The organism is Pseudomonas sp. E141, assembly GCF_052659885.1.
In genome coordinates this window covers 982881-1005362 of sequence record NZ_CP084024.1, presented here as the reverse complement: position 1 = coordinate 1005362, position 22482 = coordinate 982881, and the positions used below count along the sequence as shown (strand labels likewise).

General features: G+C 60.9%; 18 protein-coding genes and 2 tRNA genes. 15 read left to right on the top strand and 5 right to left on the bottom strand.

Annotated features, from left to right (window positions below):
• Positions 1-4: 4 nt before the first annotated feature.
• From GKKCFE_RS04530 to pdeM, 6 genes are all read left to right on the top strand, one after another.
• Positions 5-733 (top strand): ABC transporter permease, encoded by a 729-nt coding sequence (locus GKKCFE_RS04530; RefSeq protein WP_047228421.1) that lies wholly within the window; start codon positions 5-7, stop codon positions 731-733.
• The gene (locus tag GKKCFE_RS04525; RefSeq protein ID WP_047228422.1) at positions 730-1440 is read left to right on the top strand and encodes an ABC transporter permease; all 711 of its coding nucleotides are present in this window, start codon (positions 730-732) and stop codon (positions 1438-1440) included. Before GKKCFE_RS04530 ends, GKKCFE_RS04525 begins: the two co-directional genes overlap by 4 nt.
• A 27-nt stretch (positions 1441-1467) precedes the next feature.
• A complete protein-coding gene (locus tag GKKCFE_RS04520) occupies positions 1468-2586 on the top strand; it encodes a succinylglutamate desuccinylase/aspartoacylase family protein (RefSeq protein ID WP_047228423.1) in 1119 nt (372 codons plus the stop codon).
• Positions 2587-2599: 13 nt separating this feature from the next.
• Complete coding sequence (locus tag GKKCFE_RS04515) at positions 2600-3364, top strand: ABC transporter ATP-binding protein (RefSeq protein ID WP_047228424.1); 765 nt, start codon at positions 2600-2602, stop codon at positions 3362-3364.
• Between the two features lie 223 nt (positions 3365-3587).
• Complete coding sequence (locus GKKCFE_RS04510) at positions 3588-6074, top strand: ligase-associated DNA damage response DEXH box helicase (protein WP_445577533.1); 2487 nt, start codon at positions 3588-3590, stop codon at positions 6072-6074.
• Positions 6074-6730 carry a ligase-associated DNA damage response endonuclease PdeM gene (gene pdeM, locus GKKCFE_RS04505; protein ID WP_107321600.1) on the top strand — a complete coding sequence of 219 codons (657 nt, stop codon included), beginning with the start codon at positions 6074-6076 and terminating at the stop codon, positions 6728-6730. Before GKKCFE_RS04510 ends, pdeM begins: the two co-directional genes overlap by 1 nt.
• 36 nt (positions 6731-6766) lie before the next feature.
• Here the strand turns inward: pdeM and GKKCFE_RS04500 are convergent, their stop codons facing one another.
• Positions 6767-6982: a hypothetical protein gene (locus GKKCFE_RS04500; protein ID WP_047228427.1), complete on the bottom strand. Its 216-nt coding sequence runs from the start codon at positions 6980-6982 to the stop codon at positions 6767-6769.
• 102 nt (positions 6983-7084) lie between these two features.
• Positions 7085-7651, bottom strand: a complete 567-nt coding sequence (dcd, locus tag GKKCFE_RS04495) for a dCTP deaminase (RefSeq protein ID WP_003184751.1) — start codon at positions 7649-7651, stop codon at positions 7085-7087.
• 354 nt (positions 7652-8005) lie between these two features.
• Here dcd and GKKCFE_RS04490 point away from each other — a divergent pair, with 354 nt between their 5' ends.
• Entirely contained in the window at positions 8006-8215 is a 210-nt protein-coding gene (locus tag GKKCFE_RS04490; protein WP_002554837.1) for a cold-shock protein, read from the top strand.
• A gap of 194 nt (positions 8216-8409) precedes the next feature.
• Here the strand turns inward: GKKCFE_RS04490 and GKKCFE_RS04485 are convergent, their stop codons facing one another.
• Positions 8410-9417: a DUF481 domain-containing protein gene (locus GKKCFE_RS04485; protein WP_316912704.1), complete on the bottom strand. Its 1008-nt coding sequence runs from the start codon at positions 9415-9417 to the stop codon at positions 8410-8412.
• Between the two features lie 137 nt (positions 9418-9554).
• Between GKKCFE_RS04485 and GKKCFE_RS04480 the strand changes: the two genes are divergently transcribed.
• From GKKCFE_RS04480 to GKKCFE_RS04465, 4 genes are all read left to right on the top strand, one after another.
• Entirely contained in the window at positions 9555-9935 is a 381-nt protein-coding gene (locus tag GKKCFE_RS04480) for an MGMT family protein (protein ID WP_171061418.1), read from the top strand.
• A gap of 44 nt (positions 9936-9979) precedes the next feature.
• Positions 9980-11545, top strand: a complete 1566-nt coding sequence (locus GKKCFE_RS04475) for an AmpG family muropeptide MFS transporter (protein WP_047228430.1) — start codon at positions 9980-9982, stop codon at positions 11543-11545.
• Between the two features lie 130 nt (positions 11546-11675).
• Positions 11676-13391, top strand: a complete 1716-nt coding sequence (locus GKKCFE_RS04470; RefSeq protein WP_047228431.1) for a proline--tRNA ligase — start codon at positions 11676-11678, stop codon at positions 13389-13391.
• Between the two features lie 17 nt (positions 13392-13408).
• Positions 13409-14362, top strand: a complete 954-nt coding sequence (locus tag GKKCFE_RS04465) for a hypothetical protein (protein ID WP_139051015.1) — start codon at positions 13409-13411, stop codon at positions 14360-14362.
• A gap of 177 nt (positions 14363-14539) precedes the next feature.
• Here GKKCFE_RS04465 and dinB read toward each other — a convergent pair whose 3' ends face one another.
• Complete coding sequence (gene dinB / locus GKKCFE_RS04460; protein ID WP_139051016.1) at positions 14540-15601, bottom strand: DNA polymerase IV; 1062 nt, start codon at positions 15599-15601, stop codon at positions 14540-14542.
• A gap of 282 nt (positions 15602-15883) precedes the next feature.
• On the opposite strand from dinB, the gene GKKCFE_RS04455 reads away from it, so the two are divergent.
• The 4 genes from GKKCFE_RS04455 (at position 15884) to GKKCFE_RS04440 (ending at position 20369) form a co-directional block, all read left to right on the top strand.
• Positions 15884-15960 (top strand) — tRNA-Met (locus GKKCFE_RS04455).
• Between the two features lie 254 nt (positions 15961-16214).
• Positions 16215-16291: transfer RNA gene (locus GKKCFE_RS04450), tRNA-Met, on the top strand.
• 152 nt (positions 16292-16443) lie between these two features.
• Positions 16444-19086: a bifunctional lysylphosphatidylglycerol flippase/synthetase MprF gene (gene mprF, locus GKKCFE_RS04445; protein ID WP_445577532.1), complete on the top strand. Its 2643-nt coding sequence runs from the start codon at positions 16444-16446 to the stop codon at positions 19084-19086.
• A complete protein-coding gene (locus GKKCFE_RS04440) occupies positions 19086-20369 on the top strand; it encodes a virulence factor family protein (protein ID WP_445577531.1) in 1284 nt (427 codons plus the stop codon). Before mprF ends, GKKCFE_RS04440 begins: the two co-directional genes overlap by 1 nt.
• A 199-nt stretch (positions 20370-20568) precedes the next feature.
• Here the strand turns inward: GKKCFE_RS04440 and GKKCFE_RS04435 are convergent, their stop codons facing one another.
• Positions 20569-22410 (bottom strand): potassium transporter Kup, encoded by a 1842-nt coding sequence (locus tag GKKCFE_RS04435; protein WP_410479136.1) that lies wholly within the window; start codon positions 22408-22410, stop codon positions 20569-20571.
• Positions 22411-22482: the final 72 nt, after the last annotated feature.

The following is a 22482-nucleotide window of genomic DNA, read 5'->3' as shown; positions in this document are numbered from 1 at the left end:
TTCCATGTTCGAACAACTCCTACAAAATCTGGGGCTCAGCGCCTTCAGCCTGCAGGGCTTCGGCCCGCTGCTGATGCAGGGCACCTGGATGACCATCAAGCTGGCGGTCCTGTCTTTGTTACTGAGCGTTTTGCTCGGCCTGCTGGGGGCCAGCGCCAAGCTGTCCAGCGTCAAACTGCTGCGTATCCCGGCCCAGCTCTACACCACGCTGATTCGCGGCGTGCCGGACCTGGTGCTGATGCTGCTGATCTTCTACAGCCTGCAAACCTGGCTGACCTCTTTTACCGACTTCATGGAATGGGAATACATCGAGATCAACCCATTCGGCGCCGGGGTCATCACCCTGGGCTTCATTTATGGCGCGTACTTCACCGAGACCTTTCGCGGGGCGATTCTCGCGGTGCCCCGGGGTCAGGTCGAAGCCGCCACGGCGTATGGCCTAAAGCGCGGCCAGCGTTTCCGGTTCGTGGTGTTTCCGCAAATGATGCGCTTTGCCCTGCCGGGCATCGGCAATAACTGGATGGTGATGCTCAAGGCCACCGCGCTGGTGTCGATCATCGGCCTGGCCGATTTGGTCAAGGCCGCCCAGGATGCCGGCAAAAGCACCTACCAACTGTTTTACTTCCTCGTGCTCGCGGCGCTGATCTATCTGCTGATCACCAGCGCGTCCAATGTCGTGCTGCGCTGGCTTGAACGCCGTTACGCCGCCGGTGCACGGGAGGCGGTGCGATGATCGAACTTCTTCAGGAATACTGGCGACCGTTCCTCTACAGCGACGGCAATCACATCACTGGCCTGGCCATGACGATGTGGCTGCTCAGCGCCTCGCTGCTGATCGGCTTCGTGATCTCGATCCCGCTGTCCATCGCCCGGGTCTCCCCCAAAGTCTACGTACGCTGGCCAGTGCAGTTCTACACGTACCTGTTCCGCGGCACGCCGCTCTACATACAGCTATTGATCTGCTACACCGGCATCTACAGCCTCGAAGCCGTGCGCGCCCAGCCCCTGCTCGACAGCTTCTTTCGCGATGCGATGAACTGCACGATCCTGGCCTTCGCCCTGAACACCTGCGCCTACACCACGGAAATCTTCGCCGGGGCGATTCGCAGCATGAACCATGGCGAAGTCGAAGCGGCCAAGGCTTATGGCTTGACGGGCTGGAAGCTGTACGCGTACGTGATCATGCCGTCGGCGTTGCGACGTTCGCTGCCGTACTACAGCAACGAAGTCATCCTGATGTTGCACTCGACGACCGTGGCGTTCACCGCTACCGTTCCAGACGTGCTCAAAGTCGCCCGGGACGCCAACTCGGCCACCTTCCTGACCTTCCAGTCGTTCGGTATCGCCGCGTTGATCTACCTGACCGTGACCTTTGCACTGGTGGGCCTTTTCCGCCTCGCCGAACGCCGCTGGCTGGCCTTTCTCGGGCCGACTCACTAGGGCTTCTGTTCCAGGACATACACGCAAATGCGCCACCAGATTCATGACCTGCTGGCCCCACTGCCGGGGACCGCACGCAAGATCCACAGCTTTCACTTCGGCCCGGAAGAAGCCGTCGGCAAAATCTACATCCAGTCGTCCCTGCACGCTGATGAGTTGCCCGGCATGCTGGTGGCCTGGCACCTCAAGCAGCGTCTGGCCGAGCTTGAGGCATCCGGTCACCTGCGGCACGAAATCGTGCTGGTGCCCGTGGCCAACCCCATCGGCCTGGAACAAGTGCTGATGGACGTGCCGCTGGGCCGCTACGAAATGGAGAGCGGGCAGAATTTCAACCGCCGGTTCGTCGACCTGAGCGAAGAGATCGGCAACCAGATCGAAGGCCAGCTCACGGATGATCCACAGCACAACCTGATGCTGATCCGCGAACACCTGCGCGACGCCCTCGCCCGCCAGACCGCCAGCACGCAATTGCAATCCCAGCGCCTGGTTCTGCAACGGCTGGCCTGCGACGCCGACATGGTGCTGGACCTGCATTGTGATTTCGAAGCGGTCGCTCATCTCTACACCACCCCCGAAGCCTGGCCTCAGGTCGAGCCGCTGGCCCGCTACATCGGCGCCGAAGCGAGCCTGCTGGCAACGGATTCGGGCGGTCAGTCGTTCGATGAATGCTTCACCCTGCTCTGGTGGCAACTCAAGGAGCGCTTCGGCGAACAATTCGAGATTCCCCTGGGCAGTTTTTCGGTCACCGTCGAACTGCGCGGCCAGGGCGACGTCACCCACGACCTGGCGAGTCTCGACTGCCAGGCCCTGATCGAATACCTGATCCGCTTCGGTGCCATTGACGGCGAACCGATGCCCTTGCCCGACCTGCCCTACCCGGCTACGCCGCTGGCCGGCGTGGAGCCGGTGGCGACACCGGTCGGCGGCCTGCTGGTCTACAGCGCCGTGCCCGGGGAGTACCTGGAGGCGGGGCAACTGGTGGCGCAAATCATCGACCCCATCAACGACACCGTCACCCCCGTTCATTGCTGCAATGCCGGGCTGCTGTACGCCCGCTCGCTGCGTCGCATGGCCACTGCCGGCATGGTGATCGCCCATGTCGCCGGCGCCGAAGCCTACCGCAGCGGCTACCTACTTTCGCCTTGAGGATGCATGCCCCATGTACAAACTGACCATCGAAGGCCTGCATAAGAGCTATGGCGAACATCAGGTGCTCAAAGGCGTTTCGCTCAAGGCCAGGACCGGCGACGTCATCAGCCTGATCGGCGCCAGCGGCTCGGGCAAAAGTACCTTTTTGCGCTGCATCAACTTTCTGGAACAACCCAACGACGGCGCAATGAGCCTGGACGGCCAGGCGATCCGCATGATCAACGACCGCCACGGCATGCGCGTGGCCGACGAAAAGGAACTGCAGCGCCTGCGCACCCGCCTGGCCATGGTTTTCCAGCACTTCAACCTGTGGAGCCACATGAGCGTACTGGAAAACATCACCATGGCGCCGCGCCGGGTGTTGGGCGTCAGTCAGCAGGAAGCCGAAGACCGTGCCCGTCGTTATCTCGACAAGGTCGGCCTGCCGGCGCGAGTGGCCGAACAGTACCCGGCGTTCCTCTCCGGTGGTCAGCAACAGCGCGTGGCCATCGCCCGCGCACTGGCGATGGAGCCGGAGGTGATGCTGTTCGACGAACCCACCTCGGCCCTTGACCCGGAGTTGGTGGGAGAAGTCTTGAAGGTGATTCAGGGCCTGGCCGAAGAAGGCCGGACCATGATCATGGTGACCCACGAAATGAGCTTCGCTCGCAAGGTGTCTGATCAGGTGCTGTTTCTGCACCAGGGCCTGGTGGAAGAAGAAGGCGCGCCGGAAGACGTGCTGGGCAATCCCAAAAGCGAGCGGCTCCAGCAGTTTCTCAGTGGCAACCTGAAATAAACCCGACAAACCTGAAAGACTGCTTCTGCGGCGAGGGAGCTTGCTCCCGCTGGGCTGCGAAGCAGCCCCCAGGCGCTGGATGACACACTGCTGGGGACGCTGCGCGTCCAGCGGGAGCAAGCTCCCTCGCCACAAAAGCGCCCTCGCCACGATTTTCTTCATTAAACCTTTCATCCCTCACCGCGGTCACTGAAAGAGGACTTTCAGGGCGCACGCGGCGGGTATGGCGACATCCAACAACTACGCAAACCAGTGGTTCAGCGCCCGCGGCTGGAAGCCGTTCGCCTTTCAAAAACAAGTGTGGGCTGCCGTCAAACGCGGCGAATCCGGGCTGTTGCACGCCAACACCGGGGCCGGCAAGACCTACGCCGTGTGGTTCGCGGCGCTCAACCGGTTCGCCCGCGCGGCGCCACCGCCGGATAAACCCCGTAAACGCAAACCAGTGACCGAACCGCTGACGGTCCTGTGGATCACGCCGATGCGCGCGCTGGCCGCCGATACAGGCAAAGCCCTCGAGGCACCACTGGCAGAGCTGCAGATTCCATGGAGCGTCGGCCTGCGCACCGGCGACACCAGCGCCAGCGAACGCGCCCGCCAGGGTCGGCGTCTGCCCACCGCGCTGATCACCACGCCCGAAAGCCTGACCCTGATGCTCGCCCGTGCCGATGCGCAAACGGCCACCTCGACGCTGCGCATGGTCGTGGTGGATGAATGGCACGAGTTGCTCGGCAACAAACGGGGGGTGCAGTTGCAATTGGCATTGGCGCGCTTGCGGCGCTGGCATCCCCAACTCATCGTCTGGGGTGTGTCCGCCACCTTGGGTAACCAGGCCCACGCCGAACAGGTATTAATCCCGCAAGGCAATGGCATCAGCGTGCAGGGGGCCAACGGCAAGGCGCTACGGGTCGATACGCTGCTCCCCCCGGCCCTCGAACGTTTTCCGTGGGCCGGCCACATCGGCCTGAAGATGCTGCCCCAGGTCATTGCTGAAATAGACGCCAGCAGCAGTTGCCTGGTTTTCACCAACACCCGGGCGCAATCGGAAATCTGGTATCAGGCCATTCTCCAAGCCAGGCCGGACTGGGCCGGGCTGATCGCGCTGCATCACAGTTCATTGTCCCGGGAAACTCGCGACTGGGTAGAGCAGGCCCTCAAGGAAGGGCAGCTCAAGGCGGTGGTCTGCACCTCCAGCCTGGATCTGGGGGTGGACTTCTTGCCAGTCGAACGGGTCCTGCAGATTGGCTCGGCCAAAGGCGTGGCGCGGCTGATGCAGCGCGCCGGGCGTTCTGGTCATGCGCCGGGGCGGACCTCGCGGGTCACGCTGGTGCCGACCCACAGCCTGGAGCTGATCGAAGCCGCCGCCGCACAAGACGCCCTGGCTCAACGGCGCATCGAACCCCGGGAATCGCCCCACAAGCCGCTGGATGTATTGGTCCAGCATCTGGTCAGCATGGCCCTGGGCGGCGGTTTCCTGCCTGACGAGCTGTTTGAGGAAGTGCGCGGCGCCTGGGCCTATCGGGACCTCAACGAAGCCGAATGGGCCTGGGCCCTGGCCTTCGTGCGCCATGGTGGGCTGTCATTGACCGCCTATCCCGACTACCGGCGGGTCGAGCCGGACGAACACGGCGTGTGGCGAGTCCCCGATGCGCGACTGGCCCGACGACATCGCATGAGCATCGGCACCATCGTCAGCGACGCCAGCCTGCAATTGAAGTTCTGGAGCAAAGGCGGTGGCGGCAAGACCTTGGGCAGCGTGGAAGAAGGCTTCATCGCTCGCCTGCGGCCTGGAGATGGTTTTCTGTTTGCCGGACGCTTGCTGGAATTGGTCCGCGTCGAAGACATGACCGCCTACGTGCGACGCAGCCAGGCCAAAAAAGCCGCCGTGCCGCGCTGGAACGGCGGGCGGATGCCGCTTTCCAGCGAGCTGGCCGGCGCCGTCGTGGCCCGTCTGAGCGAGGCCGCCACAGACCGCTTCGAGGGCCCGGAGATGAGCACCGTGCAGCCCTTGTTATCGATTCAACAACGCTGGTCCGGTTTACCCACGCAAGAAACATTGTTGGCCGAGCGCCTCAAATCCCGCGAGGGCTGGCATCTGTTTCTATATCCCTTTGCCGGGCGCCAGGTTCATCTGGGGTTGGCGAGCCTGCTGGCCTGGCGCGTCAGCCAACAACAGCCGGTGACGTTTTCCATCGCGGTGAACGATTACGGCCTGGAACTGCTCAGTGCCACGGCACTGGACTGGACGCAGCACCTGGGGCCGGAACTCCTGAGCGTCGACAACCTGCTGGCCGATGTGCTGGCGAGCCTGAACGCCGGAGAGCTGGCGCTTCGACGCTTTCGCGAAATCGCCCGGATCGCCGGACTGGTATTTGCCGGCTATCCCGGCGCGCCAAAAAGTACCCGTCAAGTCCAGGCGTCCAGCGGGTTGTTCTTTCAGGTGTTCAAGCAATACGACACCGACAACCTCTTGCTGGCCCAGGCCGGGGAAGAGGTCCTGCGTGAAGAACTGGATATACGTCGACTGGAGCAGACCTTGGAACGCCTCAATACTTTGAAGCTCGACCTGCATGCCATTAAACGCCCCACCCCACTGGGTTTTCCCTTGCTGGTGGAGCGATTCAGGGAAAGCATGAGTTCGGAGAAGCTCGCTGATCGCATCCGGCGGATGGTCAGCGAACTGGAAACGACCGCTGATCGTGGTGACGCCTGATGCCGGCGCCCTATCCCGTCAGCCTGGCCGGCGAAGAACTCTGGCTATTGCCGGAAAAAGCCCTGTACTGGCCTGCCCAGCAAACCCTGATGGTCGCCGATGTGCATTTCGGCAAGGCCGCTGCTTATCGCAGCCTTGGCCAACCGGTGCCCCATGGTACGACGGCCAGCAACATCGCCGTGCTCGACGGGCTACTGGCGAGCCTGCCATGTCGCCAACTGATCTTTCTAGGCGACTTTCTCCACGGTCCAGGTTCCCATGCCCCAGGCACCTTGAAGGCCCTTTGTAGCTGGCGTGAACGACATCAGCACCTGGCCATGACGCTGATTCGCGGCAATCACGACAAACGTGCCGGCGACCCGCCGCCAGCGCTGAACATCCGGGTCGTGCCGGAGCCTTTGTTGCTCGGACCTTTCGCCGTACAACATGAGCCCAATCCGCATCCCTGCCGCCACGTCCTGGCGGGCCATGTCCATCCCGTCTACCACCTGAGCGGCAAAGGACGGCAACGGCTGCGCCTGGCCTGCTTCCGGCTCGCCAGCGACATCAGCCTGCTACCGGCCTTTGGCGCATTCACAGGGGGTCATCGGGTCGAACAGGACAATGACTGCAGGATCTTTGTCATTGGGGATAACGAAATATGGCCCGTCAGTTGAAGCACACGTGCTTTCCACTGACGGGCCATTTTGCGATCAGGCAACAGGCGCAGGAGGCGGCTCATCCGGCAGGGTGGGTTCACCGGGTTCGCTGGGTTCTAGGGGCTGTTCGTTGGGGGTATCGGGATCAGGCTGGCCTGGAATACCGCCCGCCGCTTCGGCAGGGTGGGCCAGCAATGACCAAGCCATGACACCGATCTGATTGGGCTCAAGCTTTGCCAGTTCGGCACTGATTCGCGGATCGATCTTCATAGAGCAACTCCTGGGCGAAGGCCCGCTGCGCTGAGGCAAAAAAACGGGCAGTACACCCCATAGAGTGCCTGCCCGCCCAGGAATTCAAACTGTTCGTCAGAATCAGGTACGCGGCAGCGTTACGCCGCGCTGGCCCTGATATTTACCACCACGATCCTTGTAGGACACTTCACATTCCTCATCGGACTCAAGGAACAGCATCTGCGCCACACCCTCGTTGGCATAGATTTTTGCCGGCAAGGTCGTGGTGTTGGAGAACTCCAGGGTCACATGGCCTTCCCACTCAGGCTCCAGCGGCGTGACGTTGACGATGATGCCGCAGCGCGCGTACGTGCTTTTACCCAGGCAGATGGTCAGCACGTTGCGCGGGATACGGAAATACTCGACGGTGCGTGCCAGGGCAAATGAGTTCGGTGGAATGATGCAGACGTCGCTCTTGACGTCGACGAAGCTCTTCTCGTCGAAGTTCTTCGGGTCCACGGTGGCCGAGTTGATGTTGGTGAACACCTTGAATTCATCGGCGCAGCGCACATCGTAGCCGTAGCTGGAGACGCCGAAGGAAATCAGCCGATCGGCGCCTTCGCCACGCATCTGGCGCTCGACGAAGGGCTCGATCATGCCGTGCTCTTGCGCCATGCGGCGAATCCACTTGTCCGATTTGATGCTCATGGCGGTTTCCTGAAATAGCGAGGTGGAAAAAATACGTCCGGCATCTTACCGGGGCGCGAGGCCGGGTTCAAAGTGCGGGACGTAAATCTCGCCGATCCACCTTGATTTCCTGGTCCTGACGGCAATACCGCTGGCCGTCAGTCACCAAAACCGAGAAACCTTCGCAAAGACCATTGGCACATTCAGGAAAAAGGGTTAAGGTGACGTCACTGTGTTGCTTGTGTCACTGAGAATCTCTACACGATATGTTGAATTTCGATCCAACCATCTACAAGAATTTTTCCTGCTCTTTGCACTCAGTCTCGGCCAGGGTTCTTCCTGAGTCGCAGTTATCTTTGTTCAAGGAGTTACACCATGTCTAATCGCCAAACTGGTACCGTTAAGTGGTTCAACGATGAAAAAGGCTTCGGCTTCATCACTCCACAATCCGGTGACGACCTGTTTGTTCACTTCAAAGCAATCCAATCCGACGGCTTCAAAAGCCTGAAAGAAGGCCAACAGGTTTCTTTCATCGCTACCCGCGGTCAGAAAGGCATGCAAGCTGAAGAAGTTCAAGTTATCTAACTTGTCCTTGCTTTAGTAAAAAGCCCCGCCCTCAAAAGCGGGGCTTTTTTGTGCCTGTGTGTTTTTGCCCACGCACAAAAAAAATGTGGGAGCGAGCCTGCTCGCGATAGCGGCGTGTCAGTCAACGTTGATGTGCTGATCCGCCGCTATCGCGAGCAGGCTCGCTCCCACACGGGTTGGTTGCTAGCCCGGGATTACCAGGTCACGCCAAACCCTGCGGTGTAGCGCGTCTTGCTCAAGTCGCTGTCTTCGGTGCCCTCAATGACATCTTTCTCGGCCTTGAGGTTGAGCGAAGCCCAGTCGGTAACTTTGTAGCGCAGCCCCACCTCGGCGTCGTAGGCATATTCGGCAACACTGGACAGCGGCTTGCCGACTTCGCCATTGGTGAAGAACTCGACGCGCTTGCCAATCAGGTAGCGGTTGTAGTCCCACTTCATGGCGATGGAATAGAAGTTGTCGGTGCCACCGTCGCGGTATTCGTAATCGGTGCGGTTGAACAGCGAACCCAACGAGAAAGCCCCCAGTTCGTCATCCCAGAACTGATAGCCCGGACCGGTACCCACCACGCGCTGGCGAGCCAGCTCTTCGACTTTGTCGCGCTTGTAATTCAGGCGCCCTTGCCAGAACCATTTTTCCGTCAGGAAGCGGTCGAGGGAATACTCCATGGCCCAGTTGTCGGTGGAAACCACGTCATCCTGGAATTCACGGTTGTATTCGCCTTCAGCGGTATGCCGCCATCTGCCGTGGCGTGCCGATGTCTTGAAATCGATGTCGTAATCATCGGTATCGTTTTCCGCGCGCTGATAATCCAGGGCAGCATCGATATTGCCCTTCCACACCAGATCCTCGACCACCGGTTTGGGTTTGAGGATTTGCTGGATACTGGCCAACTCGACGGTTTTGGGTCCGTCGCCGTTGGCCAGGGTCACCTTGCCGTCCTCGGCAGCCTGCAGCGCCTTGGCTTTTTCGCCGGTGTAGGCATCCTGCTTGACCAGCAATTGCTGGTCGCTCTCAAGGGTCTTGACCTGTTTCCAGTCGATGGGAATCGCGCCGGCGTAATCGGTCTGGATCAGCAACTTGCCGCCATCGAAAACGGTGATCTTGCCGCTGAGCTTGTCGCCGTTCTTCAACCAAACGGTATCGGCAAGCAATGGCATGGAGGCGCTGGTGACAGCTAGGCATAGCAGGGTTCTAGACAACATAAGCGTATAAAGAGCTCAAGTTTGCGGTAAAAAGGCGGCATTATCCCCCGGGACGACACCTTAGCAAGGACTGACCGAAGTATTTGTAATGAGTTCATTTCTCAACCAACCTTGTGGGATTTAATCTACAAACGGCAATACGCCCTTGCCCAGGACACCTGAACGTGACTGATGCTCCCGCGGCCCCCGAGAACGCCGCCCAGATCCGCCGCACCACCCTGTACCTGACCCTGGCACAAGTGCCGGCCGGCAAGGTCGTGACCTATGGTCAGCTCGCCGAGATGGCCGGTCTGGGCCGAGCGGCGCGCTGGGTAGGGCGTACCCTCAGTCAGTTGCCGAACGACACAAAGCTGCCATGGCATCGAGTATTGGCTGCCGGCGGTCGGATCAGCCTGCCGGCCGGCAGCGCTTCAGGGGATGAACAACGCGCGCGCCTGCGCACGGAAGGGGTGAGTGTCCTGAATAATCGTGTTGATATTCAGCGCCATGGCTGGCGCCCGGTAGAGCACAGCGGTTAGAGTGCGCGCTTTGTTTTCGCAATTTTTGAGGCAGACTCCAGCCCATGCCCCGTAAAACCTGGCGCGCCGCCCTCGCCGCCTATGCCAGTCCCTCGACGCTCGTGCTGTTGCTGCTTGGCTTCGCCGCCGGCCTGCCCTACATGCTGGTGTTTTCCACGCTTTCGGTCTGGTTGCGCGAAGCTGGCGTGGCCCGCGAGACTATTGGCTACGCGAGCCTCATCGGCCTGGCCTATGCCTTTAAATGGGTCTGGTCGCCCCTGCTCGACCAATGGCGCCTGCCGCTGCTGGGCAAACTCGGCCGTCGGCGTTCATGGTTGGTGCTCTCCCAGGCTCTGGTGATCCTCGGCCTGATCGGCATGGGCTTCTGCGACCCGCAAAAGCACCTGTCATGGTTGATCGCCATCGCCGTGATCGTGGCTTTCGCGTCGGCCACCCAGGACATTGCCGTCGATGCCTATCGCCTGGAGATCGCCGACGACACCCGCCAGGCGGCCCTCGCCGCCAGCTACATGTCCGGGTACCGGATCGCGGCATTGCTGGCCACCGCGGGCGCACTGTTCTTCGCCGAAGGGTTCGGCTCCACCGGTTTCAGTTATAAGCACTCGGCCTGGGCAGGCACCTATCTGTTGTTCGGCGTGCTGATGGTCCCTGCGCTGCTCACCTCGCTATTCATGCGCGAACCGCCGGTGCCGCTACGCACCCAGCTGCAGGCCGGTCGCTATAGCTTCGTCCACCAGTTGGCCTCGGTGTTCGTACTCATCGTGCTGCTGGTGTCGGTACCGGCGATGTTCACCCAGCTCTATAACACCGACTTTGCCAGTGTCCTGTTCGAAGGCGTCAGCCTGCTGGACCTGCTGCTCGAAGACCGCGCCTTCCTGCGGGCCATCCTCTATATCACCCTGACCGCCCTGTGCCTGTCGGCCATGGGGCGTCGCGGGCTGGCACCGGTGCTGACACCGGTCAACGATTTCATCCTGCGTTACCGCTGGCAGGCCCTGTTGCTGCTTGGGCTGATTGCCACCTACCGGATGTCCGACACGGTCATGGGCGTCATGGCCAACGTGTTCTACATCGACCAAGGCTTCACCAAGGACCAGATCGCCAGCGTCAGCAAGATTTTCGGGCTGATCATGACGCTCGTCGGCGCCGGCATGGGCGGCTTGTTGATCGTGCGTTTCGGTATCCTGCCGATCCTGTTTATCGGCGGCGTTGCCTCCGCCGGCACCAATATCCTGTTTTTGATGCTCGCCGACATGGGCGCCAACCTGCAGATGCTGGTTGTCACCATCTCCCTGGACAACTTCAGCTCCGGCCTGGCCACTTCGGCGTTCGTCGCCTACTTGTCGAGCCTGACCAACCTGAAGTTCTCGGCCACCCAATACGCCCTGCTGAGTTCGATCATGCTGTTGCTGCCGCGCTTGATCGGCGGGTACTCAGGGGTGATGGTGGAGAAATTCGGCTATCACGACTTCTTCCTGATCACCGCCTTGCTGGGGGTTCCGACCCTGTTACTGATTGCCTTGCACTGGTATCAGGAAAACCGCCGCCAGGGTTCAGGCTCGGCTTCGGAGCCGGAGCCGACACCCACGCGACCTGCGCAAGAATCGTAGGAAACTTCCAGCAAGCGCCGGCGAAACCGGCGCTCATGCCTGGCGACCGGCCACGCGCCTGTACGCCAAGGCATCTCGCCCGTACAATGCTCCGTCACTTCTCGTCATCAGCAACCGACAACGGCCAACCATGCGCACCAGTCAATTTTTGCTCGCCACACAGAAAGAAACGCCTTCCGACGCCGTCGTGATCAGCCACCAGCTGATGCTGCGCGCCGGCATGATCCGCAAACTCGCCTCGGGCCTGTACACCTGGCTGCCGATGGGTCTGCGTGTGATGCGCAAGGTAGAAGCCATCGTTCGCGAAGAAATGAACGCCGCCGGCTCTCTGGAAGTGTTGATGCCGGGCACCCAGCCGGCCGAACTGTGGCAGGAATCGGGGCGCTGGGAAGAGTACGGCCCGGAGTTGCTGCGTATCAAAGACCGTCACGGTCGTGACTTCTGCGCAGGCCCGACTCACGAAGAAGTGATCACCGACCTGATGCGCAACGAGTTGAGCAGCTACAAGCAGCTGCCTATCAACCTGTATCAGATCCAGACCAAATTCCGTGATGAAATCCGTCCACGCTTCGGCCTGATGCGCGGCCGCGAATTCATCATGAAGGACGCCTACTCGTTCCACACCGACCTGGCCTCGCTGCAAGTCACCTACGATCGCATGCATCAGGCGTATTGCAACGTATTCACCCGCCTGGGCCTGAAATTCCGTCCGGTTGAAGCCGACAACGGTTCCATCGGAGGCGCCGGCTCCCACGAGTTCCACGTACTGGCCGAGTCCGGCGAAGACGACATCGTCTTCAGCAACGGCTCCGACTACGCCGCCAACATCGAGAAAGCCGAGGCCGTGCCACGGGAAACCTCCCGCCCTGCACCGACCGAAGAACTGCGCCTGGTGGACACGCCAAACGCCAAGACCATCGCTCAACTGGTGGAAGGCTACAACCTACCGATCGAACGCACCATCAAGACCCTGATCGTGCGCGCCGAAGAAGAAGGCAAGCTGATCGCCCTGATCATCCGCGGCGATCACGAGCTGAACGAAATCAAGGCCGGCAACCAGCCTGGTGTTGCCAGCCCCCTGGTCATGGCCACCGACGCCGAGCTGCGCGATGCCATCGGCGCCGGTGCCGGCTCCCTCGGCCCGCTGAACCTGCCGCTGCCGATCATCATCGACCGCTCGGTGGAGCTGATGAGCGATTTTGCCATCGGCGCCAACATCGATGACAAGCACTACTTCGGTGTGAACTGGGAGCGCGACCTGCCGGTTCCGGCCGTGGCCGACCTGCGCAACGTTGTGGCCGGCGATCCGAGCCCGGACGGCAAAGGTGTCCTGGAAATCAAGCGCGGCATTGAAGTCGGGCACATCTTCCAGCTGGGCAACAAGTACAGCAAAGCCATGAAGTGCGAAGTGCTGGGCGAGAATGGCAAGCCGGTGACCCTGGAAATGGGTTGCTACGGGATCGGCGTATCCCGCGTGGTCGCCGCGGCCATCGAGCAGAACAACGACGAGAAAGGGATCATCTGGAGCGACGCCCTGGCGCCATTCCAGATTGCCCTGGTGCCGCTGCGCTACGAGACCGAACTGGTTCGCGAAGCCACCGACAAGCTCTACGCCGAACTGACGGCGGCCGGCTTCGAAGTGCTGCTGGACGACCGCGACAAAAAAACCAGCCCCGGCATCAAGTTCGCAGACATGGAGCTGATCGGCATCCCGCATCGGATCGTCGTCAGTGACCGCAGCCTGGCCGAAGGCAACCTGGAATACAAAAGTCGCACCGAGGCCGAGCCGCAAGCGCTGCCGGTCGCTGACGTGCTGTCGTTCCTCCAGGCCCGTATCCGCCGCTGACACCAGATAGAGACGTCATGTTCAAGCGAAACACCTTAGGCCTCGGGGGCGCCGCGCTGTGCGGCGCCCTGCTGGTCAGCGGCTGTGCCAACCAAATGTCGCAACGCAGCGAGCACGAAGAGCGGGTCGAGCGCAAACTGCTCGACCATAGCCTGCATATCGAAGTGGGCGAGCCCAAAGTACTCGAACTGCCGCAACGTCGGGTGCGGATCAATGAGCAGAAGACCTTCGAAGTCACCGAATTCGAAGTCACCCGCCATTATGATCGCTATACGCCGTATCAGCCCTGGCGCGAAGTTTACGAAATTCCGCTGGGCGCGGTGGCAGTGGTGGCGGGTGTCGGCGCCAATGTGGTCAATGTGTTCGCTCTTGGCAACCTCCCAGAGAGCGCGACTCGAGACTGGATCAGCTACGGCTTCGCCGGGCTCAATCCATTCATGAACGTGCCGTCCCATGGCCGCGCCCAGCAGAACCTGGCCGGAATCGACGAAGTGCAACGCGACAAACGCGTCGAACACACGAGCCTGCCCTGGAGCGAACGCCCGGTACAGGTCAAGGCTGCCCGGCAAACCTTCGAACTGAGCACCGACCGCAATGGCGTGTTGCGTTTGAATCTGCTGGAAAGCCCGTTCGCCGAGCATGATCTGAGCCACTTCGGCAAGTTGCAGATCAGCGTGACGGACGCCCTGGATGAGGTACACACCGACTCGTCCCTGAGCATCAGCAGCACGTTGCGCAGCAAGCTGGTGGAAGCCCATGGGTTGATCTACGACGATCTGGAAGATGACGAGGTGAGCCAGTGGGTTCATCGGGTCAAGCGGCTGTCGGAGTTGGGGCTTGAAGAAGAGGCCAGCGAGCTGGAACAGAGCCTGATCGAACTGACCCGCAATGATCCGGAGTTACAGACCGAATTCCTCAAAGCCCTGACCAATGATGGCGGGCGCTTGGTGGCGGATCCAGGAGCGAACTAGCAGCAAAACCTTGTAGCGAGGGAGCTTGCTCCCGCTGGGGCGCGCAGCGGCCCTCAAACCTGCCACCTCGGTGTGCCAGATAAGTTGAATCAACTGTTTCTGGGGCTGCTGCGCAGCCCAGCGGGAGCAAGCTCCCTCGCCACAAGAGCCGGCAAAGCCTTCATGTAAGTGGCAGCCTCACCGCTCAAACAATTCCAACTGCTCAAACCCGCCTCGCAGATCCTCCAGCCGTACCCCTATCCCCAACAAACGCACCGGCTTGCCGCCGCGGTTGAATGCCTGGGTCAATAGCAACTGGTAGCTGCCCAGATCGCGCCCTGCCCCGGCCTGCTCCAAGGTGGTCTGAGTGAAGTCGTGGAATTTCACTTTGACGAACGGCTTGCCCGGTCGATAACTACTGTCGATCCGGGCGATGCGCCCACTCAGGGACTGCATCAGCTCCGGCAGTTTATCGAGGCAGCTTGTCAGATCAGGCAGATCGACGTCGTAGGTATTTTCCACACTGATGGACTGTCTACGGCTGTCATTGTGCACCAGACGTTCATCAATCCCACGGGCCAGGCTCCAGAGGCGCTCACCGAAACTGCCGAATTCGCGCACCAGCGCCAGCTTGTCCCATTGACGCAACTGCAGGCAATCGACAATGCCGAGCCTGTTCAGTTTGTCGGCGGTCACTTTACCCACCCCATGCAGCTTGCTCACCGGCAGGGCCGAAACGAAGTCTTCGACCTGATCCGGGGTAATGACGAACAAGCCGTTGGGCTTTTTCCAATCGCTGGCGATCTTGGCCAGAAACTTGTTGGGGGCGACGCCGGCGGACACCGTGATGTGCAGTTGATTGGAAACCCGCCGCCGAATGTCCTGGGCGATGCGGGTGGCGCTCCCACCGAAATGGGTACTGGCGGAGACATCCAGGTAGGCCTCATCCAGGGACAGCGGCTCGATCAAGTCAGTGTAATCGCTGAAGATCGTATGAATTTCCTTCGACGCCTCCCGATAGGCGTCCATCCGCGGCTTGACGATGGTCAAGTCGGGGCAGAGCTTCAAGGCGTGTCCGGATGACATGGCCGAGCGCACACCGTAGGCCCGAGCCTCGTAGTTACAAGTCGCGATGACCCCGCGCCGGTCCGCCGAACCACCGACCGCCAGGGGTTTGCCGGCCAGCCGCGGGTCATCGCGCATCTCGATAGCGGCGTAGAAGCAGTCACAGTCGACGTGGATGATTTTGCGTTGCGTCATAAGAGAAGCGGATGTGCGACAAGTCGGGACGCCAGTATCGCACCGACAACTGTATATAGCACCAGTAGTTGAAAAGATCCTTCACTGCGGCTGGAAAAAGCCTACGTGAATTTATTTCTTCAATCGTTGCGAAGCGTCCAATAGAGCGCCAGCCCTTGCCAGGCTTGCGTCACAGCGCTGTCACAATGCCCAGGACTTAGGCTAAGCAATTGAAGCGGAACAGATTTTCCTGGCGTCAGGGTTGACAGCCAGCCGATCCTCTGTAGAATGCCGCCACACAGACGCGGGATGGAGCAGTCTGGTAGCTCGTCGGGCTCATAACCCGAAGGTCGTCGGTTCAAATCCGGCTCCCGCAACCAAACATCAAGAAAGGCTACTCGAAAGAGTGGCCTTTTTTGTGGCCGTTTGTTTTTGAGCAGGGCGCCGTGAAGAGAAGACCTGCGAACCTCGCCCAACCCCACGGCGACGCAATGCAGACTGCCTGCTTGTAGGACAATTTCCTTTTGATTTCTTGTGTTTAGCTCGGTTGGCGACGAATTGGCCGTTTATTTGACCTCACCACCTTTTAACGGTTGACACTCAGGCGTTCGCCTGTAGAATGCCGCCACACAGACGCGGGATGGAGCAGTCTGGTAGCTCGTCGGGCTCATAACCCGAAGGTCGTCGGTTCAAATCCGGCTCCCGCAACCAAACATCAAGAAAGGCTACTCGAAAGAGTGGCCTTTTTTGTGCCTGTCGAAAAAAGTTTTCATGACAAATATTTTGTAATTATTTTTTTCAGCAGGGATTGGTAACTGAGCGGGTTGCCCCCATCCTGTCGCGCATAGCTCAAGAGGTGATTGATGCGCGCTCACTCGTCTGCCCCACAAGACACTGTTACTGCGGTACAACCGATCAAGGCCGGGCGCTTGCGCTGGCTGGAGCGTATCAGTCAGTACCGTCAGCCTATCGGCCTCGCCGTCACACTGTTGTTGTTCGCCCTTGCATTGATTGCCTGTCGCCACCTGCTGAGCGAGCTCGATCTGTACGCTCTGCACGACTCGATCATGCAGGTGCCGCGCTCAGCCCTGCTCGGTGCAGTCGCCGCGACGGTCGTCGGATTCGTCATCTTGCTGGGCTATGAATGGTCCGCCAGCCGTTATGCCGGTGTGAAATTGCCCGCGAAAACGCTGATCCTGGGCGGATTCAGCGCTTTTGCCATCGGCAACGCCATCGGGCTCTCGTTATTGTCGGGGGGCTCGGTTCGCTACCGGCTGTATGCCCGCCATGGCCTGGGCGCGACAGATGTCGCCCACATGACCCTGTTCGCCAGCCTGTCCCTGGGCTGTGCACTGCCGCCGCTGGCAGCCCTGGCAACCCTCAGTGATCTGCCCGCCGCTTCCGCCGCCCTGCACTTGCCGGCCACCTGGCTGGGAGCGATCTGCGTGGCGGTGCTGCTACTCACCTGTGCGCTGGCTATCGGCATCTATCGTCGGCGCCTGCCAGAACAGCCCTATCGGGACAGCCTGCTGATCAAGGCCGGGCGCCGCACCCTGCGCCTGCCGGGCCGACGCTTGACGCTCCTGCAACTGATCATCACCACGCTGGATGTCGCGGCGGCCGCCACGGTGCTGTACTTGTTGTTGCCCGAAACACCACCGTTCGGCGCCTTCCTGCTGGTGTACCTGTTGGCGTTGGCAGCCGGCGTACTCAGTCATGTACCGGGCGGGGTCGGGGTGTTCGAAGCGATCCTGCTGGCGGCCTTCGCCGACACACTAGGGGCCGCGCCTTTGGCCGCCGCCCTGCTTTTATATCGCTTGATCTATGTCCTGCTGCCGATGCTGGTGGCCTGTGTGTTGTTGCTGATCAATGAGGCGCAACGGCTGTTCCAGGCCCGCCAGTCCCTGCGGGTAGCGTCGGGCCTGGCGGCGCCGATCCTGGCGGTGCTGGTGTTCCTCTCGGGCGTGGTGCTGCTGTTTTCCGGCGTGACCCCGGAAATCGATACTCGCCTGGAGCACATTGGTTTCCTGATCCCTCATCGGCTGGTGGACGCCTCGCACCTGGGCGCCAGCCTTGTGGGCGTGTTGTGCCTATTGCTCGCCCAGGGTCTGCGCCGTCGCTTGTCCGCCGCCTGGATGCTGACCACCGTTTTACTGTTGGTGGGCGCCCTGCTCTCACTGCTCAAGGGCTTCGATTGGGAAGAGGCCACGCTGCTGACGCTGACGGCCAGTTTGTTGGCGGTGTTCCGGCGTTCGTTTTATCGTCCGAGTCGCCTGACCGAGTTGCCATTTTCGCCGCTGTTTCTGATTGCCAGCCTATGCGTGCTCGGCGCGTCAATCTGGCTGCTGCTGTTTGCATACCAGGACGTGCCCTACAGCCATGAACTGTGGTGGCAATTCACCCTCGATGCCGACGCCCCTCGTGGTCTGCGCTCACTGCTGGGCGCGGCGGTGCTGCTGGTGGTGGTGTCCCTTACCTGGCTGCTGCGTACCGCCCGCCCGGTGATCCAGCTGCCGGCGGCAGAAGAACTGGAGCGAGCCAAAAAGATTCTCATGGCCTCTTCACAAGCCGATGGCGGCCTGGCCCTGACCGGTGACAAGGCATTGCTGTTTCATCCCAACGACGAAGCATTTCTGATGTATGCCCGCCGTGGCCGCAGTCTGGTGGCATTGTACGACCCGATCGGCCCTACCCAGCAACGCGCAGAAATGATCTGGCAGTTCCGCGACCTGTGCGATATCCATCATGCGCGCCCGGTGTTCTATCAGGTTCGCGCCGAGAACCTGCCGTATTACATGGACATCGGCCTGACCGCGATCAAGCTGGGTGAAGAAGCACGGGTCGACCTCAAGCATTTCGATCTCGAAGCCAAGGGCAAAGAGATGAAGGACTTGCGCTACACCTGGAACCGCGGTACCCGGGACGGCCTGTCGCTGGAGATCCACGAACCGGGCCAGGCGCCGATGGATGAGCTGAAGGTCATTTCCGACGCCTGGCTGACCGGCAAGAACGTGCGGGAAAAGGGCTTTTCACTTGGCCGGTTCAGTGATGACTACCTCAAGCATTTTCGCATCGCCGTGATTCGTTTCGAAGGCCGCCCGGTGGCGTTCGCCAATCTGCTGGAGACGCACAGCCATGAATTGGCCAGCCTCGACCTGATGCGCGCCCACCCCGACGCCCCCAAACTGACCATGGAATTCATGATGGTCGGGCTGATTCAGCATTACAAAGCCCATGACTATGCCCGCTTCAGCCTCGGAATGGTCCCCCTGTCGGGCCTGCAACCGCGACGCGGCGCACCGCTGACCCAGCGTCTGGGTTCGATGGTGTTCCGCCGTGGCGAACAGCTCTATAACTTCCAGGGCCTGCGCCGTTTCAAAGATAAATTCCAGCCTGACTGGGAACCTCGTTACATGGCCGTGCCCGCCGGACTCGATCCGCTGGTAGCCCTGGCCGATACCGCCGCCCTGATTGCAGGCGGCCTGACTGGATTGGTGAAACGCTGATGATGCAACGCTCCTGGCGATACGTAGTGGCCACCCTGTTGGTGGTGGCGGTAATTCTCGGTGGCGGTTACTGGTACTGGAACCGCCCTGCCCCGCAACCGACCCTTGAACAGCTGACGCCGGTCGACGGTGCCCCCATGACCCGGATCATTCCCGGCACCCCGCCCCGCGCCCAAGTGCTGGTGGCGGTCAACGAAGAGCAAAAACTCAGCGACACGCAATTGCTGACCCTCAGCCGCAGCGGCTCGGCGCAAATCGTCCAGGTGATCCTGCCCAAGGACTGCATGCTGCAAGGCCGTGCCCTGCAGGCCGGCCTGAAGCAGCTCCAGGGGCCGGCAACGCTGGTCAGCGGTATCGGCCCCGGAGCCGTGCTGGCCTGGCGCTGGCTGGCGGAGCAGAAGAACGACAAGGCCCAGGCCGTCTCGGTGGACCTGGCCCTGGAAAAACCCGGCTGCACCCACCTGCTGCCTAAAAGCGCGGCCCACGGCCACTGGCTGGTGGCCTGGAATGACAACCCCGACGACACCAGCGCCGGTTTCGTACGGGATCAACCGAACGCTGAAACCAGCATCAGCAACTACGACATCAACCTGCCACAGGTGCTGAACAACGAACTGCACAAGATCCTGGTAGGCACCGACCAGGGCGGCCTGAGCATTCCCGTAGTGGAAGTGCCGGCCAGCCAGGCCCGGGACACCGTGACGCTGTTTCTCTCCGGAGACGGCGGCTGGCGGGATCTGGATCGGGACGTGGCCGAAGAAATGGCCAAGATCGGTTACCCGGTCGTCGGCATCGACACCCTGCGCTACTACTGGCAGCACAAGAGCCCGGAACAAAGCGCCCAGGACCTCACCGAACTGATGCAGCACTACCGTCAGGTCTGGGGCACCAAGCACTTCATCCTGACCGGTTATTCCTTTGGCGCCGACGTACTGCCGGCAATCTACAATCGCCTTCCGGCCAGCGAGCAGCAAGGGGTCGACGCAATCATCCTGCTGGCCTTCGCGCGCACCGGCAGCTTCGAGATCGAAGTCGAAGGCTGGCTCGGCAATGCCGGCACCGAAGCTGCCACGGGCCCGGAAATGGCCAAGCTGCCCGCCGACAAAGTGGTGTGCATCTACGGCGTAGAAGAAGCGGCTGAAAGTGGCTGCACCGACAAGACCGCGGTGGGCGAAGCCATCCAGCTGCCTGGTGGCCATCATTTCGACGAGAACTATCCGGCGCTGGCCAAGCGCCTGGTGGACGAAATCAACAAACGTCAGAACAAGGCGACCCAACCGTGAGCAGATGGGTTTATTTGATCCACCCAGGTGGGAGCGAGCCTGCTCGCGATATCGACAGCACAGTCAACATCGCCATCAACTGATCCACCGCTATCGCGAGCAGGCTCGCTCCCACAAGGGTTTAGCGTAGGTATCGGTATTGTGTGATCCACCAAAAAGCCCCCGCTGCCACAAGGCAACGGGGGCTTTTTTGTTTGGGCTACATTTCCACCTGGGTCCCCAGTTCAATCACCCGGTTCAGCGGCAAATTGAAAAAGCGCAAATTGCCGTTGGCGTTTTTCAGCATGAAGGCGAATAGCACTTCGCGCCATCGGGCCATGCTTTCAAGCTTGGAAGCGATGACTGTTTCGCGGCTGAGGAAGTAGGTGGTGCGCATCGGGCTGAAGTCCAGCTCATCCAGATGACACAGCCTGAGCGCCTGTGGCACGTCCGGTTCGTCAGTGAAACCAAAGTGCAGGATCACCCGGAAGAAACCTTCGCCGTAGGAATCCACCTCGAAGCGCCGTTGCGGCGGCACCCGGGGGATGTCTTCGTACACCACCGTCAGCAGCACCACTTGCTCGTGCAGCACCTGGTTGTGCAACAGGTTATGGAGCAACGCGTGAGGCACGGCATCCGGGCGGGCAGTGAGAAAAACCGCCGTGCCCTTGACCCGGTGGGGAGGTTCGACGCGGATGCTGCTGATAAATACCGGCAACGGCAGAGCGCCTTCATCCAACCGATCTACCAACAGTTCCTTCCCGCGCTTCCACGTGGTCATCAGAATGAACAACACGATCCCCGCCAACACCGGAAATGCGCCGCCCTGCAGGATTTTCGGGACATTGGCGGCAAAGAACAGGCCGTCCACCAATAGAAAACCGACCAGCAACGGCACCGTCAGCAGAGGTGGCCATTTCCACAGCAGCAACGCCACCGCCGACACCAGGATGCTGGTGATCAGCATGGTGCCGGTCACTGCCACGCCATAGGCAGAGGCCAACGCGCCGGACGACTCGAAGCCAAGCACCAGCAGGATCACGCCAACCATCAACGCCCAGTTCACCGCGCCGATGTAGATCTGCCCTTGTTCGGCGCTGGAGGTGTGCTGGATGTACATGCGCGGGATATAGCCGAGCTGGATGGCTTGGCGTGTGAGGGAAAACGCGCCGGAAATCACCGCTTGGGATGCGATCACCGTGGCGAGGGTCGAGAGCACCACCAGCGGCACCAGCGCCCAGCCTGGGGCCAACAGATAAAACGGGTTACGAGCGGCCTCCGGGTTCTCCAACAGCAAGGCGCCCTGACCGAAATAGTTGAGCACCAGTCCTGGCAACACCAGGACGAACCAGGCCCGGGCAATCGGTTTGCGGCCGAAATGCCCCATGTCCGCATACAAGGCTTCGGCGCCGGTCAAGGCCAGTACTACGGCCCCCAGGATCGCAACGCCAACCCCCGGATGCACCATGAAAAAGCGCACGCCCCAGGCCGGGTTCAACGCCTCGAGCACCTGCGGATGCTGGACAATGCCATGAATGCCCAGGCCGCCAAGGACCACGAACCACAGCACCATGACCGGCCCGAACAATTTACCGATCCGATCGGTCCCGTGTTTCTGAATCAGGAAAAGCGCCACCAGAATCACCAGCGCCATCGGCACAACCCAATGATCCAGCCCATCAAAGGCCACTTCCAGACCCTCCACGGCCGACAATACGGAAATGGCCGGGGTGATCATGCTGTCACCGTAAAACAACGAGGCGCCGATCAGCCCGAGAATCACCAGCACCGAACGCAACCGGGGATAAGGGGTGGACGCCCGCCGGGCCAGCGCGGTCAACGACATGATGCCGCCTTCGCCCTGGTTGTCGGCGCGCAGGATAAACAACACGTATTTGATCGAGACGACCCAGACCAGCGACCAGAAGATCAGCGCCAGAATCCCGAACACTCCGTCATGGTTGACCTGCACACCATATTGACCGGAAAACACTTCCTTGATGGTGTACAAGGGACTGGTGCCGATGTCGCCATAGACCACCCCCGCGGCGGCCACCAACATTCCCACGGGCCTGGCCGCTGCATGCCCGGCACCCGACACCTGACTCTCTGCCTGCTCCATCCAACACTCCCA

Coding starts and splice junctions, on each gene's coding strand:
- dcd (WP_003184751.1), bottom strand. CDS start 7,651: ATGAGCATCAAATCGGACAAGTGGATTCGCCGCATGGCGCAAGAGCAC.
- GKKCFE_RS04520 (WP_047228423.1), top strand. CDS start 1,468: ATGCGCCACCAGATTCATGACCTGCTGGCCCCACTGCCGGGGACCGCA.
- dinB (WP_139051016.1), bottom strand. CDS start 15,601: ATGACGCAACGCAAAATCATCCACGTCGACTGTGACTGCTTCTACGCC.
- GKKCFE_RS04490 (WP_002554837.1), top strand. CDS start 8,006: ATGTCTAATCGCCAAACTGGTACCGTTAAGTGGTTCAACGATGAAAAA.
- GKKCFE_RS04500 (WP_047228427.1), bottom strand. CDS start 6,982: ATGAAGATCGATCCGCGAATCAGTGCCGAACTGGCAAAGCTTGAGCCC.
- GKKCFE_RS04470 (WP_047228431.1), top strand. CDS start 11,676: ATGCGCACCAGTCAATTTTTGCTCGCCACACAGAAAGAAACGCCTTCC.
- GKKCFE_RS04510 (WP_445577533.1), top strand. CDS start 3,588: ATGGCGACATCCAACAACTACGCAAACCAGTGGTTCAGCGCCCGCGGC.
- GKKCFE_RS04525 (WP_047228422.1), top strand. CDS start 730: ATGATCGAACTTCTTCAGGAATACTGGCGACCGTTCCTCTACAGCGAC.
- GKKCFE_RS04440 (WP_445577531.1), top strand. CDS start 19,086: ATGATGCAACGCTCCTGGCGATACGTAGTGGCCACCCTGTTGGTGGTG.
- GKKCFE_RS04485 (WP_316912704.1), bottom strand. CDS start 9,417: ATGTTGTCTAGAACCCTGCTATGCCTAGCTGTCACCAGCGCCTCCATG.
- GKKCFE_RS04530 (WP_047228421.1), top strand. CDS start 5: ATGTTCGAACAACTCCTACAAAATCTGGGGCTCAGCGCCTTCAGCCTG.
- GKKCFE_RS04435 (WP_410479136.1), bottom strand. CDS start 22,410: ATGTTGGTGGCCGCCGCGGGGGTGGTCTATGGCGACATCGGCACCAGT.
- mprF (WP_445577532.1), top strand. CDS start 16,444: ATGCGCGCTCACTCGTCTGCCCCACAAGACACTGTTACTGCGGTACAA.
- GKKCFE_RS04475 (WP_047228430.1), top strand. CDS start 9,980: ATGCCCCGTAAAACCTGGCGCGCCGCCCTCGCCGCCTATGCCAGTCCC.
- GKKCFE_RS04465 (WP_139051015.1), top strand. CDS start 13,409: ATGTTCAAGCGAAACACCTTAGGCCTCGGGGGCGCCGCGCTGTGCGGC.
- pdeM (WP_107321600.1), top strand. CDS start 6,074: ATGCCGGCGCCCTATCCCGTCAGCCTGGCCGGCGAAGAACTCTGGCTA.
- GKKCFE_RS04515 (WP_047228424.1), top strand. CDS start 2,600: ATGTACAAACTGACCATCGAAGGCCTGCATAAGAGCTATGGCGAACAT.